Origin of the sequence: Algoriphagus sp. SE2 (assembly GCF_039563885.1) — a bacterium.
Taxonomy (GTDB): domain Bacteria; phylum Bacteroidota; class Bacteroidia; order Cytophagales; family Cyclobacteriaceae; genus Algoriphagus.
Genome location: NZ_JBCLWJ010000008.1, coordinates 141,139 through 153,926, shown reverse-complemented (window position 1 = coordinate 153,926; position 12,788 = coordinate 141,139). Strand labels below are relative to the sequence as shown.

The following is a 12,788-nucleotide window of genomic DNA, read 5'->3' as shown; positions in this document are numbered from 1 at the left end:
ATCGAACTATTATTTTGTCAGAACCAATACTTTCTATTCAGCAAGCCACTGTCTTTTTTAAAGCCCAACAAGCTTTTGAAAACCTCAATTTTAAATGGGAGAAGGATAAAAACTGGGCTATAATTGGGGATTCTGGATGGGAACTAACCACCTTCATTGAAAGTATTAGAGGAAACACAGTCCTTTCAAAAGGAAAAATTGAAAGACCTTTTGCTCAAGACTATGTAAGACTAAAAACCGATTCAGGTGAGGTTCATAGTTTTCGGGATCTCATCGCCTATGTTTCCCAGAAATATGAATTCACAAACCGCTCTCATATTCAGAATTTCTATTTTCAACAACGTTTCAATTCTTCAGAGTCAGAGGAAACTGCCACAGTCCGAGAATATTTGTTAGAAGTAAAAGCCAAAGTTTCCGGCCCATGGGATTTGGATAAAGTGGCTAAACTTCTACGTCTAGAAACTTTGCTTGATAAATCATTGATTAAACTTTCCAATGGAGAAACGAGGAGGTTAGCCATTGCTTTAGGTTTAATGCATCAACCTAGAATCTATTTAATGGATCAGCCGATGACAGGTTTGGATGTCAAAAGTAGAGGAGAGTTTGGAGAGATTTTAAAAGAAATTAGTAGAAATGGAGTACAAATTCTTTTAACTACTTCTGGAAACGAAATTCCTGATGGAATCACTCACATTGCAAAAGTATCTAAATCAGGATTAGTGAAAAGTTGGACAAAAGAGGAATACCATCTTTCAAAAAAAGATCATATGAAGATCCCATCCTGGGATTGGGATTTGCTTTCAAGACTACTTCCAAAAAATCGATTGTCGGAAGAATCACCAATAAAGCTTCAAAATGTCAGAATCCAGTATGGAGAAAAGGTCATCTTGAAAGATGTAAATTGGGAAGTAAAAGCCGGAGAAAAATGGCTTCTAAAAGGAAAAAATGGTTCTGGGAAGTCCACTCTGATTAGTCTTTTGATTGGTGAAAATCCTCAGGCTTATTCACAGGATTTCTGGCTTTTTGGAAGAAAAAGAGGGACAGGAGAAAGTATTTGGGATGTAAAACGTCCAACAGGGTTTGTGGCTCCTGAACTGAGTCGATATTTTCCTGCCAATCAAACTTGTAGAAAAGTCATTTTATCGGGTTTGTTTGATACCATGGGTTTATTTAAGAAAGTCAGTCCTGAGCAAGAGGAATTGACTAACCAATGGTTGAAGTTATTTAACCTTGAGCCCCTTCAACATAAAGTCATTCAGCGTTTGTCATTAGAGCATCAACGATGGACTTTGTTGGCAAGAGCTTTAATTAAGCAACCAAAACTTCTGATTTTGGACGAGGCAAGCCAGGGAATGGACGAGTTTCAGAGAAGACTATTTAAAGAAACTGTTCAGCAAGTATGTGAGCGAAGTGAGATTACATTAATCTATGTGAGTCACTATGCTGAGGATGTTCCTGATGCAGTAGAAAAGGTGATGGAGTTGTAGACCTGATGATTTTATAAACTTTTATCATTTGTTTCCAGATTGATTTTTTGAAATAATATCTTTGATGATACCTCAAGGAAAGAAGATTTATGTTTTTTCGAATTGATGTGAAAATCAATTTTTCCTAGAATTATGTTTCCCTAATTTGGGATATCAAATTCTCCTTCTTAGCTTCAATTTTCATTTTTGAAAGTGTTTTTCATGAAAAGCAGAAGGGAGTTTCTACAAAAGTTATCAGCAGGAGCGTTGGCGCCAGCTTTGGTAGGTTTTAATTCAAAATCAACTACCAAAAATCAAATTAATCAGCTGTTAACCGGAGATGATTTTTGGGATAATGTCCGAGAACAATTTCCTTTAACAAAAGACCGGGTTTACATGAATAATGGAACCTTTGGCCCTTCTCCAACACCAGTATTAGATGCTTTAAAGAATTCGTTTGACGACACCAATACAAGAGGCGAATATGGTCATATCAATCCGTTGAGGGGCGAGTTGGCAGAATTTGTTGGAATTAAGGAGTCTGAAATTTCACTTACACATAATACGACTGAAGGGATTAATATTATGGTTTGGGGATTACCCTTAAAAGCAGGTGATGAGGTAATTATTACCTATCACGAGCATGCAGGAAATGCAATTCCTTGGCTGAATCGTGCCAAGTTAGATGGAGTCGTCCTAATACCTTTCGAACCTGCACTTACCCAGTCAGAAAATCTGGATCTAATCAAAAAGTTAGTAACCCCAAGAACGAAAGTTATTGCTGTTCCCCATGTCACATGCACAACAGGATTGGTGATGCCAATCAAAGAAATTTCTGAGTTTGCCAAAAGCAAAGGGATTTATACTGCAATAGATGGAGCTCATGGAGCGGGAACATTCGATTTGAATTTAAAAGATCTTGGGGCTGATTTTTATGCAAGTAGTTATCATAAATGGGTATTAGGCCCCAATGGATCAGGATTCCTTTATGTGAAGGAGGAGTTATTAGATCAGTTGCAAGCATACCAGGTTGGAGCATATTCTGAGTTGAGCTATGATCTGCATCAAAAACCCTTACAACTACCAGGCTATGTCTCAACTGCTCATCGCTATGATTATGGTAGTCAGAGTTTACCGATGATCAAAGGTGTTTTGGCAGCAACAGCTTTTCACAATGAGATTGGGAGGGAGAAGATTGAGTTAAGGATTCGTGAATTGAATCAGTACCTTTTTGAAGGATTGAATGAAATGAAAAATATGCTCCAGATAATAAGTCCTTTAGAAGAGGAGTCAAGGATTTGTATGGTTGCTTTCAAACCTAAAAATAAAGATTATCAGGAAGCTTATCGTGAGATAAGTCAGCAAGGATTTAGAATTCGGGTAGTTCCGGAAGGAGGAATTAATGCAATTCGGATTTCTACTCACATTTATAACAGTAAAAAGGAGATAGACTCAATATTGACTGCAATTCAAAAAGTATTGGGGTGAAAAATCACCTCTTCTTTTTCATTGATTTCTTCAGTTCTGATTTTTGTAGCGCTTGTTCTTTTCGAAAAATCGCAATATCGGAAATAAGCTTTAGTGGAATTTCTTGGTCATAAGGGATTTGAATAACTCCCTTTGACGTTCGATATCCTACCAATTCCTTTTTGAATTCTTCAATGGGTTGGCTGGTAGGGTAGTAGCCTATATGGTTCTTCATAGCTGCATAATAAACCAATACCTCAGAAGTTTTTATAGCAGGCATATGATAACTTATTACCTCAGTTGCTTCTGGAACGGCTTTTTTCAGTGTACCGCGTATGGCCTGAAGTTTTTCCTGAATTTCGGGTGAAAACCAGGAGAAATATTCTTCAATAGAGCTTGGTTTTGGATTCATGTAGTCTAGATGTGTTAAAAACTAGTGATCATTGAAATTCCTGTTCCCTTAAATTTATTCATTTCAGGTAATGCGAACAATGCTTTCTCGAGAGAAATTCTTGAACCTATTAGAAGCTCAGGATTCATCTTTCCGGAAAGAATCATTTGTAGCATATCATTGTATCGATAAGCTTGCATCCCATGACTCCCATAGATTTCCAATTCTTTTGATATGACCTGATTCATGGGGATTCGAGTATGTTTATGATCCCCAAGCATTAATCCTACTTGAATATGTTTGCCTCGCTTTCTAAGATTCTCTATTGAATTAAAGCAGGTTTCAGGACTTCCTAAAGCATCTATTGACACATGAACTCCTCCTTTACTTAATTCTCTAACAGCTGTAACCACCTTAACAACTTTGCTAGCATCAATAGTAAAAGAAGCTCCAATTTCTTTTGCAAGCTTTAATTTTTCTTGATCAATATCAATGGCTATTACTTGGGCCCCTAGTGCATTTGCTATCATAATTGCAGACAATCCTACTCCACCACAGCCATGTACCGCTACCCATTGGCCTCCGGAGATTTTACCTTGATCAACAACTGCACGAAAAGAAGTAGCAAATCGACAGCCTAAACTAGCAGCTGTTTCCATAGAAATTTGCTCAGGAACTGTTACCAGATTTACTTCTGCTCTCTGAATAGCAACATATTGAGCAAAGGATCCCCAATGAGTAAATCCTGGCTGGAATTGGTTATCGCAGACCTGTTGGTTTCCAGAAGCGCATTCAGGACATTTTCCGCAGGCACAAATGAAAGGGACTGTAACTCTATCTCCTATTTTCCAGTTTTTCACTCCCTTTCCTACAGCAGTAATAATTCCTGCAAACTCATGTCCGGGAACATGGGGTAAAACAATATCATCATCATGTCCCATCCATCCATGCCAATCCGATCTACAAAGTCCCGTAGCTTTGACTTCTATCACTACACCATCCGGAGAAGGCGTTGGATCTTGGACCTGAGAGATTTTTGGATCAGTTTGAAACGCTTCGTATAATAAGGCCTTCATCAAGTGAATTGGTTTAATTGGCTACGGTTAATTTGTAAAATCAAAAGCAACTTTGATTCCTTCTATGATCATGCTTGTACCAATGATAGCAATGATCAATCCCATGATTTTCCCGATTACTGTTATAACATTTTTACCTACACGAAGGACCAGTTTATCCCCTAATCGAAATGCCCAATGAGTCAAAATACACATGAAAGCAAAAACCGTAATGACAATGCCTATATGAATGTAATTACCTAAGGAAACAAAATTCATTGCTGTGACTATTGTTCCTGGTCCGGCAAGAATAGGAATTGCCAATGGAGAAATAGCAATGTTTTCATCGAAAGCGGTCTCCTTTAGATGTTTGACACTTGATTTTTTGGACTGAAGCATTTCAAAGCCCACAAAGAAAATCAAGATACCTCCCGTGATCTTAAATGCAGGAATGGTAATTCCGAATAGTTCGAAGATGAATTTACCTAGTATTACAAAAACAAAAACAATTAGAAATGCTACAGTCGTAGCTTTTTTACTGATTTCTCGCTTAGTTTCTTTGTCTGCGTCTTCAACCAAAGATAAAAATATAGGCACATTGGCAATTGGGTTCATAATAGCAATGAACCCCGTAAAAACAGAAAGTGTAAAGGTTAAGAAGTCACTGGATATTGTTGGCATAATGGAGGATTATAGCTTTCTGCAAAGTAATGGAAGCAATATAAAAAAGGAGAATTGTTTTCATCTAATCTCTGCTATCGTACTTTTAATATTCAATTTTAAGAACCCTAAAATATCAGATGAAAAAGGAAATCACTATTTCTGAAGCTCAGGAGCAAGTAGACCATTGGATCAAAACAGTTGGAGTGCGTTATTTTAATGAATTGACCAATATGACCATTCTAATGGAAGAAGTGGGGGAGTTGGCCAGAATAATGGCCAGAACGTATGGAGAACAATCTTTTAAAGATTCTGATAAAGGAAAAGATCTGGGAGATGAAATGGCAGACATCCTCTGGGTTTTGATGTGTCTTGCCAATCAGACCGGGGTGGATTTGACCGAAGCTTTAAGGAAAAATCTAGAAAAGAAAAATATCAGGGATATTGACAGGCACAAGAATAATGAAAAGTTAAAATAATCTTGGTGATATTAGCATGTTTAAATTAAGCTCTTGTGATCTTAATTATCATACAATCCAGTATTCCCATTTTCTAATAAAGGCATCAATCTTTTTACAATTTCAGGATTTTCGGCGGCAATATTGATCGTTTCTAAGGGATCGGTCTGATGGTCGTAGAGTTCGATCGTTGGTTCTTGGTTACGAAAGTATTTTGTTAGTCTGTATCTTTCATTTCTCACTGTAATTCCCTGTTTGAAATAGCTATATGCTGTTTGGTTTTCAGTAGTTTTTCCTTGATCAATTAATGAAACTAAACTCTCTCCGTCTAATTCATAAGGGGTTTCAATTCCTGTTAATTCTAAAAGAGTAGGATAAATATCTACCGATTCCACAATACTATTTTCGAGTCGAGCTTTTTCCTCTTTTCCAGGGATTTTAATTATCAGAGCACTTTTTAATGCATTTTCAAAAAGCGTATGCTTCCCCCAGATTTGCTGTTCCCCTAAATGCCAACCATGATCTCCCCAAACGATTACTATGGTGTTTTTTTCTAAGTCTAATGCCTTTAATTCAGCCAGGATTAACCCCACCTGTGCGTCGGAATAGCTGGCTGCGGCATAATAAGCATGTTTGATTTTTTTAGCATAGGCCTCGGAGGCAACTTTATCTAAATCAGGGTGCTCCTCTCCCAATGCATATTGGTTAAATTCTCCGCTAGGCATTAAACTACTTTCTGATACATTTTTAGGTTTGGTTGGGTTTAGAGCAATTGGAATAGATTCTTCATCATACATTTCCCAATACTTTTTTGGGGATGTAAATGGAAGATGTGGTTTGAATAATCCAATACCCAGAAAAAAAGGCTCTTCGTTATCTTTTAATTCGTTCAGCTTAGAAATAGCAAGTTGTGTAGTCAATCCATCAGGATAACCTAAATCGTTCACCTCACCAGCCTCATAAGGCTTGACTTGTTTATTCATGCTTTGTCTATTTTCACCATCAGCATAAGCAAAAAATGCATTCCAACCTGTTTCCCATTTTCCTGCATCAAACAAAAGCTCATCCCAGCTATAGGGTAATTCCCTCTGATCTGATACTTCCTCTTCGTATTCATAGACATATCCATCCGCAGAATGACTGATCTTTCCGATTCCTACGGTGTAATATCCATTTCTTCTCAAATGATGGATAAAGGTTTCCGGGATTTCATTTTCAGCTTTTTTCGGAAACTCATTTTGCATGATGAGGTTACTGAGCTCCGCTTTTCTTCTCGGTCTCATACCTGTGAGCATTGCAGCTCTTGATGCTCCACAGGTGGGGACATGCACAAAATGATTGGTGAAACTTACCGCTGAAGATGCCAGTTGATCAAGATTTGGTGTTTGTATTTGGCTATTTCCGAAATGCCCCAGTTCAGACCTAAGATCGTCAACGGCAATAAAAAGTATATTAGGCTTTTTAATTTGGGAACTTTGTGCATAAGAAAATCCTGAACTAAAAAAGGAAAGAAAAAAAACGGAAATTAAAATCTTCTTCATAGGAGTTTTTAAAAGAAAGAGTAAGACAAATCAAGTCTAATCTGTGTAAAATCTAATTTAATTAACTTGAAATTCCTTAAAATCAGGAATCAATTAAGCTTTAATTTGAAGATTTGAGAATTTATTTGAATCACAAATCTTGCTTTGGGGAAGGAACAAGACTATTTTTCAAGGATAAAGAATTCATTTAATATGAGGTTAAAAGGAAAAACAGCCATAATAACAGGAGCTACCAGTGGAATGGGGAAAGCCATGGCAGAGCGGTTTTCTCATGAAGGGGCAACTTTGGTAATTAGTGGTAGGAATGAAGAAAGAGGTCTGGAAATAGAGAAGAATTTAAATAAGAATGGTGGGAAAGTAGTTTTTGTTAAGGGTGATGTTGGGAAACTGGAAGTAAATGAAAAGCTTGTAAAAACTGCAATCAAGAGTTTTGGAAAGCTAGATATAGTTGTTACTAATGCCGGGAAATTAGGCCTAGGATCTATTACTGAAATTTCTTTGGAAGAGTGGCAAGAAACAATCAATACAAACCTTAATTCTGTTTTCTATTTATCTCGTTTTGCGATACCTGAGATGATGAAAAATGGAGGAGGTTGCATTCTGGCGAATAGCTCCATTGCAGCTTTTAAAAGTTTTCCGAATCATGCTGCTTATTGTGCAAGCAAGGCTGCTTTAGTAGCTTTGATGAAGGAAATGGCAGTTGATTATGGTCCAAAATTACGTGTGAATACCATTTGCCCTGGTCCTGTGGATACACCGCTTATTTGGGACTCTGCTAAAGCTTTCAAAAACCCTGAAACCATTGTCCAACAAACGGCTAAAAATACGCTGATGGAACGCTTAGGAAAGCCGGAAGATATTGCATCACTTGCCCTTTTTTTAGTTTCAGATGAGGCATCTTGGATTACTGGAGCAGCCTACACAATAGATGGTGGAATTTTAGTTAAGTGACAAAAATGAATAAGAAAAACTCACGAAGACAATTCTTTAAAAAAGCTTCCCTGCTAAGCTTGTCTACTCTTCCACTATCCGTTCTTGCTCAAACAAATTTAGGAGAACAGGATACCAAGTTGAAAGTAATTTGTGTAGGGGGGCACCCAGATGATCCTGAAAGCGGATGTGGAGGAACACTTGCCAAGTTAAGTTCAAATGGCAATGATGTGAAAGTCTTATATCTGACGCGTGGAGAGGCAGGGATCGAAGGAAAATCAAATAGTGAGGCTGCAACGATTAGAACCAAAGAAGCTGAGGCAGCATGTGCCGTACTGAATGTCCAGCATTCTTTTCTCGGGCAGGTTGATGGGAATACAATGGTTAACAATGAGTGGATCGGCAGGATGACGGAGTTCATGGAAAATGAGAAACCAGATTTGGTATTCACACAATGGCCCATAGATTCTCATAGAGATCATCAGGCAGCAAGTATTCTGACCATACAAGCAGGATTGAGAACAAAGCAAAAATTCCAGATTTACTTTTACGAAGTTTGTGCTGGAGAGCAAACAATGACATTTCATCCTACAGATTATGTTGATATTTCAAATGAACAGGAAATCAAACGCAAGGCTTTATTTTGTCACCTTAGTCAAGATCCTGCTGGAATCTATGCTTGCGGACATGAGTCGATGGAAAAGTTTAGGGGGATGGAAGCCGGTGTGTCAGCTGCTGAAGCTTTCATAAAGCTAAATGGGAAAAATTCTCCCTCTTCAATTTTATAAGTGATGTTTATTTTTCAACCCAAAACTCCAATGAAAAAAGTTCTTATTTTATCAATTTTGTTGCTAGGTACTTCGATAGCTTATTCCCAAAGCCAATCAGATAACAAAAATAAAGTCATCCTTTTTAATGGTAAAAACCTTGATGGCTGGTACACTTTTGTTCAAAATAGAGGAAGGAATATTGATCCCAAAAATGTATTCACTGTCCAGGATGGGATGATTCGGATTTCCGGGGAGGAGTGGGGAGGTATCACCACTTATGAGGAGTTTGAAGATTATAGGCTTATCGTTGAGTTTAAGTGGGGAGAAATAACTTATTCTCCCAGGTTGGAAAATGCACGAGATTCTGGAATTCTTTTGCATTCAATAGGAGAGGATGGAGCGTCAGATGGGATCTGGATGCATTCCATCGAATGTCAGCTAATAGAGGGTGGGACAGGTGATTTTATTGTGGTAGGAGATGGAAGTAAAAATTTCAGTATTACAAGTCCAGTAGCTCCGGAAAAGCAGGGTAGCTCTTATGTTTTTCAACCTGATGGGGAACTCGCTACTATTAATAGGGGAAGGATCAATTGGTATGGGCGAGACCCCAATTGGAAAGATAAGATTGATTTCCGTGGTCCTCAGGACGTGGAGAAACCAGTGGGTGAATGGAATCAAGTGGAATGCGTGGTTAAGGGAGATGAGGTTACTATTTACCTGAATGGAAAACTGGTAAACCGTGCTATAAATGTTAAACCAAGTAAAGGGCGAATTCAAATTCAATCTGAAGGAGCGGAAATATTTTTCAGAAAAGTGGAACTGATACCCTTGAATGAATAATAAAATTATCTGAGAAGGAAATTGCCTCATGAAAAATATAAAAAAAGAGCCTGGGTAAATCCCAGGCTCTTTTTTTATAAGGTCAACAACATCTGATAAAGTTCGTCTTTAATTCTGACTCTTTCTGATCGTAGTTTATTAAGCGTTTCATCTGATGCAGGTTCGGTGTCAGACTCTATTTTATAAATTTCGTGATCGAGCTCATCGTATTTTTCAAATAGGTTTTTGAAATGGTTATTTTTCTCCTTAAGGTCATGGATTCTGTCCGCATGCTCAGGAAATTCTTCAATTAATGGATGTTTTTTGATCATTTATTTTAAAGTTTAATTAAACAATGATAGAATCTATTTTCGTATGAACTCATGACAAAAGTCATTTCCATAGATAATTTATAGTTCGATTGCGAAAAGCGAGCCACCCTCCAGCTTACCAATAATCGAAAAAAGGTCCAAAGTCAAACAAAAATCAATATCTGATTCAATGTTATGATTTTGAAGTCTTTTAGCGTGAGAGGCCTGTGAGAGAAAACCTTTTAAGTTATGGCCTTCCTTTTCGAATAGTGCTTTCATTGCTAAAGCTCCATCTTCAGAAGCTTCATGGCTGGATTCCAAACTTTTTACCAAGGCTCCAGCATAAAGAGCGTCTTCAAGGTTAAACATTCCTTTCCATCCAGCGCAGTGTATTAAAACATCTTGATGTTTACTTTGAAGGTATTGGATCGTACTGCTAAGATTTGGAAAAGCTCCGATCAATATTTCATCTGCTTTAGCCGATTTAGAAATAGCCAAAGTACCATTGGTAGTTGTCATGGCCAATTTCCTCCCTATATAGGCTTCATTAAGGTAAGCTACAGGTGAGTTTCCCATTTCAAATCCGGGTGCTTTCAAACCATTTCTTTCACCAGCGATCAAAAACCCTTCCTGCTTCATTGCTCTGCATTCCTCCAGGTCCGCAAATGTTCGGATTTCTGTAATTCCATTTGCCAAAGCGGAAATCATAGTGGACGTGGCACGAAAAATATCCACTACCACCACTATTTTCCCTTCTAAGGAATGAAGATGAATTAGCTCGGGGCTGAAGCAGATTTCTACTTTTCTCATTTAACTTTCAGCAATGGCAGTTTTTCCACTACAGCCTTTAAGCTTTTATTTCGAACTTGTATATAAATTTCTGAACCGGGTTTAGCAAATTCGGTTTTTACGTAACCCAAACCGATCCCGACACCCATGCTTGGAGATTGAGTTCCTGAAGTAACTTCTCCGATAACCTTTCCTGAACCATCTAAAATAGGATAATGCCCTCGCGGAATACCTCTTTCCTGCATCACAAAACCAACTAGTTTTCGAGATACTCCAGCTTCTTTTTGAGCTTTAAGAGCTTCAGAATTAATGAAGTCCTTGGTGAACTTTGTTATCCAACCCAGTCCCGCTTCTAAAGGAGAAGTAGTGTCTGTGATGTCATTTCCATAAAGGCAATAGCCCATTTCTAATCTCAGGGTATCTCTGGCTCCTAAGCCTATTGGTTTGATATCAAAATCTTTTCCAGCTTCAAAAATTGCTTTCCATACTTTCTCGGCATCTTTATTCTTCACATAAATCTCGAAACCACCAGCACCTGTGTAGCCCGTTCCTGAAATAATAACATCTTTGACTCCTGCAAATTCTCCAACAGTAAAGTGATAAAACTTCACTTCAGAGAGGTTTACAGACGTAAGGGATTGTACCGCCTCGATTGCTTTTGGTCCTTGAACAGCAAAAAGAGAAATCTCATCAGAGATATTTGTCAGTTTTGCCCCCATGGAGTTGTGCTTGTTTACCCAAGCCCAATCTTTATCAATATTGGAAGCATTAACAACCAACATGTATTTCTGATCGGAAAATTTATAAACAATCAAATCATCAACAATTCCGCCGGTTTCATTTGGAAAACAAGAATATTGTGCTTGGCCGTCCACTAATTTGGAAGCATCGTTTGAAGTTACTTTTTGAATCAAGTTCAAAGCTTCTGGTCCTTCCACCATAAACTCACCCATATGAGAAACATCAAAAACTCCAACTCCATTTCTGACGCAGAGATGCTCTTCATTATCTGAACTGTAACGAACCGGCATATTGTATCCGGCGAAAGGCACCATTTTGCCTCCTAGGGCAGTGTGCAGGTCATTAAGTTGAATTTTTTTGATTTGCTCTTCCATATTTGGGGTAAATTTTTCGTGGGCAAAGGTAAGGAATGAGGAGGATATTGAAGAATTGAAGGATCAAAAAGTCAATCAATCATACGAACTGGTAAAAAATGTGCAATAAAAAAGACAGCTGATGAAGGCTGTCTTTTTTTGAGTTCGTTAAATGCTCCTTAAATGGAGAAGCTTTCGCCACAACCACAAGTTCTAGAGGCATTTGGATTGACAAACTGAAAACCTTTTCCGTTTAATCCATCAGAAAATTCCAATGTGGTACCTGCTAGATAGAGCAAACTTTTTCTATCTACGATGATTTTCACACCCTTATCTTCGAAAACATGATCAGTTTCTACAGTATTGGCATCAAATCCAAGATCATACATTAATCCTGAACAACCTCCACCCTTAACCGATACCCGGATATTTTCTTCCTCCTTGCGATTTTCTTCTTTTTTTAGTTCTAAAATTCGCTCTTTGGCTTTGTCAGAAACGATTATCATATCTTTGTGCTTTTACTTTATCTTCAATTACGTAAGTAAAGATGGAAACATCAATAACTTCTAAATAATTCAGTTGCAAATATAAGAAATTTAAAAATGAGGAAGATCGAACATATTGGCATTGCAGTTACAGATTTGGAAAAATCTAATTTACTTTTTGCTCGCTTGTTAGGGAAAGAGCATTTCAAGAAGGAATTAGTAGAAGGAGAAGGTGTGGAAACATCTTTTTTCCAAGTAGGAGAAACCAAAGTAGAATTACTTCAGGCTACCAGGGAGGATAGTCCGATCGCTAAGTTTATTGACCGAAAGTCAGAAGGTGTACATCATATAGCTTTTGATGTAGAAGATATTCATGCTGAAGTAGATAGGCTAAAGGCGGAAGGATTCGAGATATTGAATGAAACCCCAAAACTAGGTGCAGACAATAAATTAGTGGTATTTTTGCATCCGCGAAGTACCAATGGAGTGCTGGTCGAACTGTGCCAGGAGAAATGAGTTGGCAAATAGGGAGTTGTGAGTCGCAGTTGGCAG

At 37.9% G+C, this 12,788-nt stretch carries 15 protein-coding genes; 7 read left to right on the top strand and 8 right to left on the bottom strand.

Annotation, left to right across the window (positions count from 1 at the left end):
• Positions 1 to 14 precede the first annotated feature (14 nt).
• Positions 15 to 1,487, top strand: coding sequence for an ATP-binding cassette domain-containing protein (locus tag AAGF08_RS11645; protein WP_343511342.1), 1,473 nt, complete (start codon positions 15 to 17; stop codon positions 1,485 to 1,487).
• A 201-nt stretch (positions 1,488 to 1,688) separates the two neighbouring features.
• The gene (locus tag AAGF08_RS11640) at positions 1,689 to 2,954 is read left to right on the top strand and encodes an aminotransferase class V-fold PLP-dependent enzyme (protein WP_343511341.1); all 1,266 of its coding nucleotides are present in this window, start codon (positions 1,689 to 1,691) and stop codon (positions 2,952 to 2,954) included.
• Positions 2,955 to 2,958: 4 nt separating this feature from the next.
• On the opposite strand, the gene AAGF08_RS11635 is transcribed toward AAGF08_RS11640, so the two are convergent.
• The 3 genes from AAGF08_RS11635 to AAGF08_RS11625 are packed head-to-tail and all read right to left on the bottom strand — an operon-like array spanning position 2,959 to position 5,060.
• Entirely contained in the window at positions 2,959 to 3,345 is a 387-nt protein-coding gene (locus tag AAGF08_RS11635; protein ID WP_343511340.1) for a DUF1801 domain-containing protein, read from the bottom strand.
• A gap of 14 nt (positions 3,346 to 3,359) precedes the next feature.
• Positions 3,360 to 4,400: a zinc-dependent alcohol dehydrogenase family protein gene (locus AAGF08_RS11630; RefSeq protein ID WP_343511339.1), complete on the bottom strand. Its 1,041-nt coding sequence runs from the start codon at positions 4,398 to 4,400 to the stop codon at positions 3,360 to 3,362.
• Between the two features lie 27 nt (positions 4,401 to 4,427).
• Positions 4,428 to 5,060 (bottom strand): MarC family protein, encoded by a 633-nt coding sequence (locus AAGF08_RS11625; protein ID WP_343511338.1) that lies wholly within the window; start codon positions 5,058 to 5,060, stop codon positions 4,428 to 4,430.
• 119 nt (positions 5,061 to 5,179) lie between these two features.
• On the opposite strand from AAGF08_RS11625, the gene AAGF08_RS11620 reads away from it, so the two are divergent.
• Positions 5,180 to 5,518 (top strand): nucleotide pyrophosphohydrolase, encoded by a 339-nt coding sequence (locus AAGF08_RS11620; RefSeq protein ID WP_343511337.1) that lies wholly within the window; start codon positions 5,180 to 5,182, stop codon positions 5,516 to 5,518.
• Between the two features lie 41 nt (positions 5,519 to 5,559).
• Here AAGF08_RS11620 and AAGF08_RS11615 read toward each other — a convergent pair whose 3' ends face one another.
• A complete protein-coding gene (locus AAGF08_RS11615) occupies positions 5,560 to 7,038 on the bottom strand; it encodes a sulfatase (RefSeq protein WP_343511336.1) in 1,479 nt (492 codons plus the stop codon).
• A 192-nt stretch (positions 7,039 to 7,230) separates the two neighbouring features.
• Here AAGF08_RS11615 and AAGF08_RS11610 point away from each other — a divergent pair, with 192 nt between their 5' ends.
• The 3 genes from AAGF08_RS11610 to AAGF08_RS11600 are packed head-to-tail and all read left to right on the top strand — an operon-like array spanning position 7,231 to position 9,578.
• On the top strand, positions 7,231 to 7,989 hold the full coding sequence (locus tag AAGF08_RS11610) for a glucose 1-dehydrogenase (protein WP_343511335.1): 759 nt from the start codon (positions 7,231 to 7,233) through the stop codon (positions 7,987 to 7,989).
• Positions 7,990 to 7,994: 5 nt separating this feature from the next.
• Positions 7,995 to 8,756, top strand: a complete 762-nt coding sequence (locus AAGF08_RS11605; protein ID WP_343511334.1) for a PIG-L family deacetylase — start codon at positions 7,995 to 7,997, stop codon at positions 8,754 to 8,756.
• Positions 8,757 to 8,786: 30 nt separating this feature from the next.
• Positions 8,787 to 9,578 carry a DUF1080 domain-containing protein gene (locus AAGF08_RS11600; protein WP_343511333.1) on the top strand — a complete coding sequence of 264 codons (792 nt, stop codon included), beginning with the start codon at positions 8,787 to 8,789 and terminating at the stop codon, positions 9,576 to 9,578.
• Between the two features lie 74 nt (positions 9,579 to 9,652).
• On the opposite strand, the gene AAGF08_RS11595 is transcribed toward AAGF08_RS11600, so the two are convergent.
• The 4 genes from AAGF08_RS11595 to AAGF08_RS11580 all read right to left on the bottom strand — a co-directional run bounded on the left by AAGF08_RS11595 (position 9,653) and on the right by AAGF08_RS11580 (position 12,257).
• Positions 9,653 to 9,889, bottom strand: a complete 237-nt coding sequence (locus AAGF08_RS11595; RefSeq protein WP_343511332.1) for a DUF465 domain-containing protein — start codon at positions 9,887 to 9,889, stop codon at positions 9,653 to 9,655.
• Positions 9,890 to 9,967: 78 nt separating this feature from the next.
• A complete protein-coding gene (locus AAGF08_RS11590; protein ID WP_343511331.1) occupies positions 9,968 to 10,678 on the bottom strand; it encodes a 2-phosphosulfolactate phosphatase in 711 nt (236 codons plus the stop codon).
• The gene (gene gcvT, locus AAGF08_RS11585) at positions 10,675 to 11,772 is read right to left on the bottom strand and encodes a glycine cleavage system aminomethyltransferase GcvT (protein WP_343511330.1); all 1,098 of its coding nucleotides are present in this window, start codon (positions 11,770 to 11,772) and stop codon (positions 10,675 to 10,677) included. The genes AAGF08_RS11590 and gcvT overlap by 4 nt, the downstream gene beginning before the upstream one ends.
• A 158-nt stretch (positions 11,773 to 11,930) precedes the next feature.
• Complete coding sequence (locus tag AAGF08_RS11580; RefSeq protein ID WP_343511329.1) at positions 11,931 to 12,257, bottom strand: iron-sulfur cluster assembly accessory protein; 327 nt, start codon at positions 12,255 to 12,257, stop codon at positions 11,931 to 11,933.
• Positions 12,258 to 12,353: 96 nt separating this feature from the next.
• Between AAGF08_RS11580 and mce the strand changes: the two genes are divergently transcribed.
• On the top strand, positions 12,354 to 12,752 hold the full coding sequence (mce, locus tag AAGF08_RS11575) for a methylmalonyl-CoA epimerase (protein ID WP_343511328.1): 399 nt from the start codon (positions 12,354 to 12,356) through the stop codon (positions 12,750 to 12,752).
• Positions 12,753 to 12,788: the final 36 nt, after the last annotated feature.

Coding starts and splice junctions, on each gene's coding strand:
- AAGF08_RS11605 (WP_343511334.1), top strand. CDS start 7,995: ATGAATAAGAAAAACTCACGAAGACAATTCTTTAAAAAAGCTTCCCTG.
- AAGF08_RS11580 (WP_343511329.1), bottom strand. CDS start 12,257: ATGATAATCGTTTCTGACAAAGCCAAAGAGCGAATTTTAGAACTAAAA.
- AAGF08_RS11620 (WP_343511337.1), top strand. CDS start 5,180: ATGAAAAAGGAAATCACTATTTCTGAAGCTCAGGAGCAAGTAGACCAT.
- AAGF08_RS11615 (WP_343511336.1), bottom strand. CDS start 7,038: ATGAAGAAGATTTTAATTTCCGTTTTTTTTCTTTCCTTTTTTAGTTCA.
- mce (WP_343511328.1), top strand. CDS start 12,354: ATGAGGAAGATCGAACATATTGGCATTGCAGTTACAGATTTGGAAAAA.
- gcvT (WP_343511330.1), bottom strand. CDS start 11,772: ATGGAAGAGCAAATCAAAAAAATTCAACTTAATGACCTGCACACTGCC.
- AAGF08_RS11625 (WP_343511338.1), bottom strand. CDS start 5,060: ATGCCAACAATATCCAGTGACTTCTTAACCTTTACACTTTCTGTTTTT.
- AAGF08_RS11635 (WP_343511340.1), bottom strand. CDS start 3,345: ATGAATCCAAAACCAAGCTCTATTGAAGAATATTTCTCCTGGTTTTCA.
- AAGF08_RS11590 (WP_343511331.1), bottom strand. CDS start 10,678: ATGAGAAAAGTAGAAATCTGCTTCAGCCCCGAGCTAATTCATCTTCAT.
- AAGF08_RS11630 (WP_343511339.1), bottom strand. CDS start 4,400: ATGAAGGCCTTATTATACGAAGCGTTTCAAACTGATCCAAAAATCTCT.
- AAGF08_RS11600 (WP_343511333.1), top strand. CDS start 8,787: ATGAAAAAAGTTCTTATTTTATCAATTTTGTTGCTAGGTACTTCGATA.
- AAGF08_RS11610 (WP_343511335.1), top strand. CDS start 7,231: ATGAGGTTAAAAGGAAAAACAGCCATAATAACAGGAGCTACCAGTGGA.
- AAGF08_RS11640 (WP_343511341.1), top strand. CDS start 1,689: ATGAAAAGCAGAAGGGAGTTTCTACAAAAGTTATCAGCAGGAGCGTTG.
- AAGF08_RS11595 (WP_343511332.1), bottom strand. CDS start 9,889: ATGATCAAAAAACATCCATTAATTGAAGAATTTCCTGAGCATGCGGAC.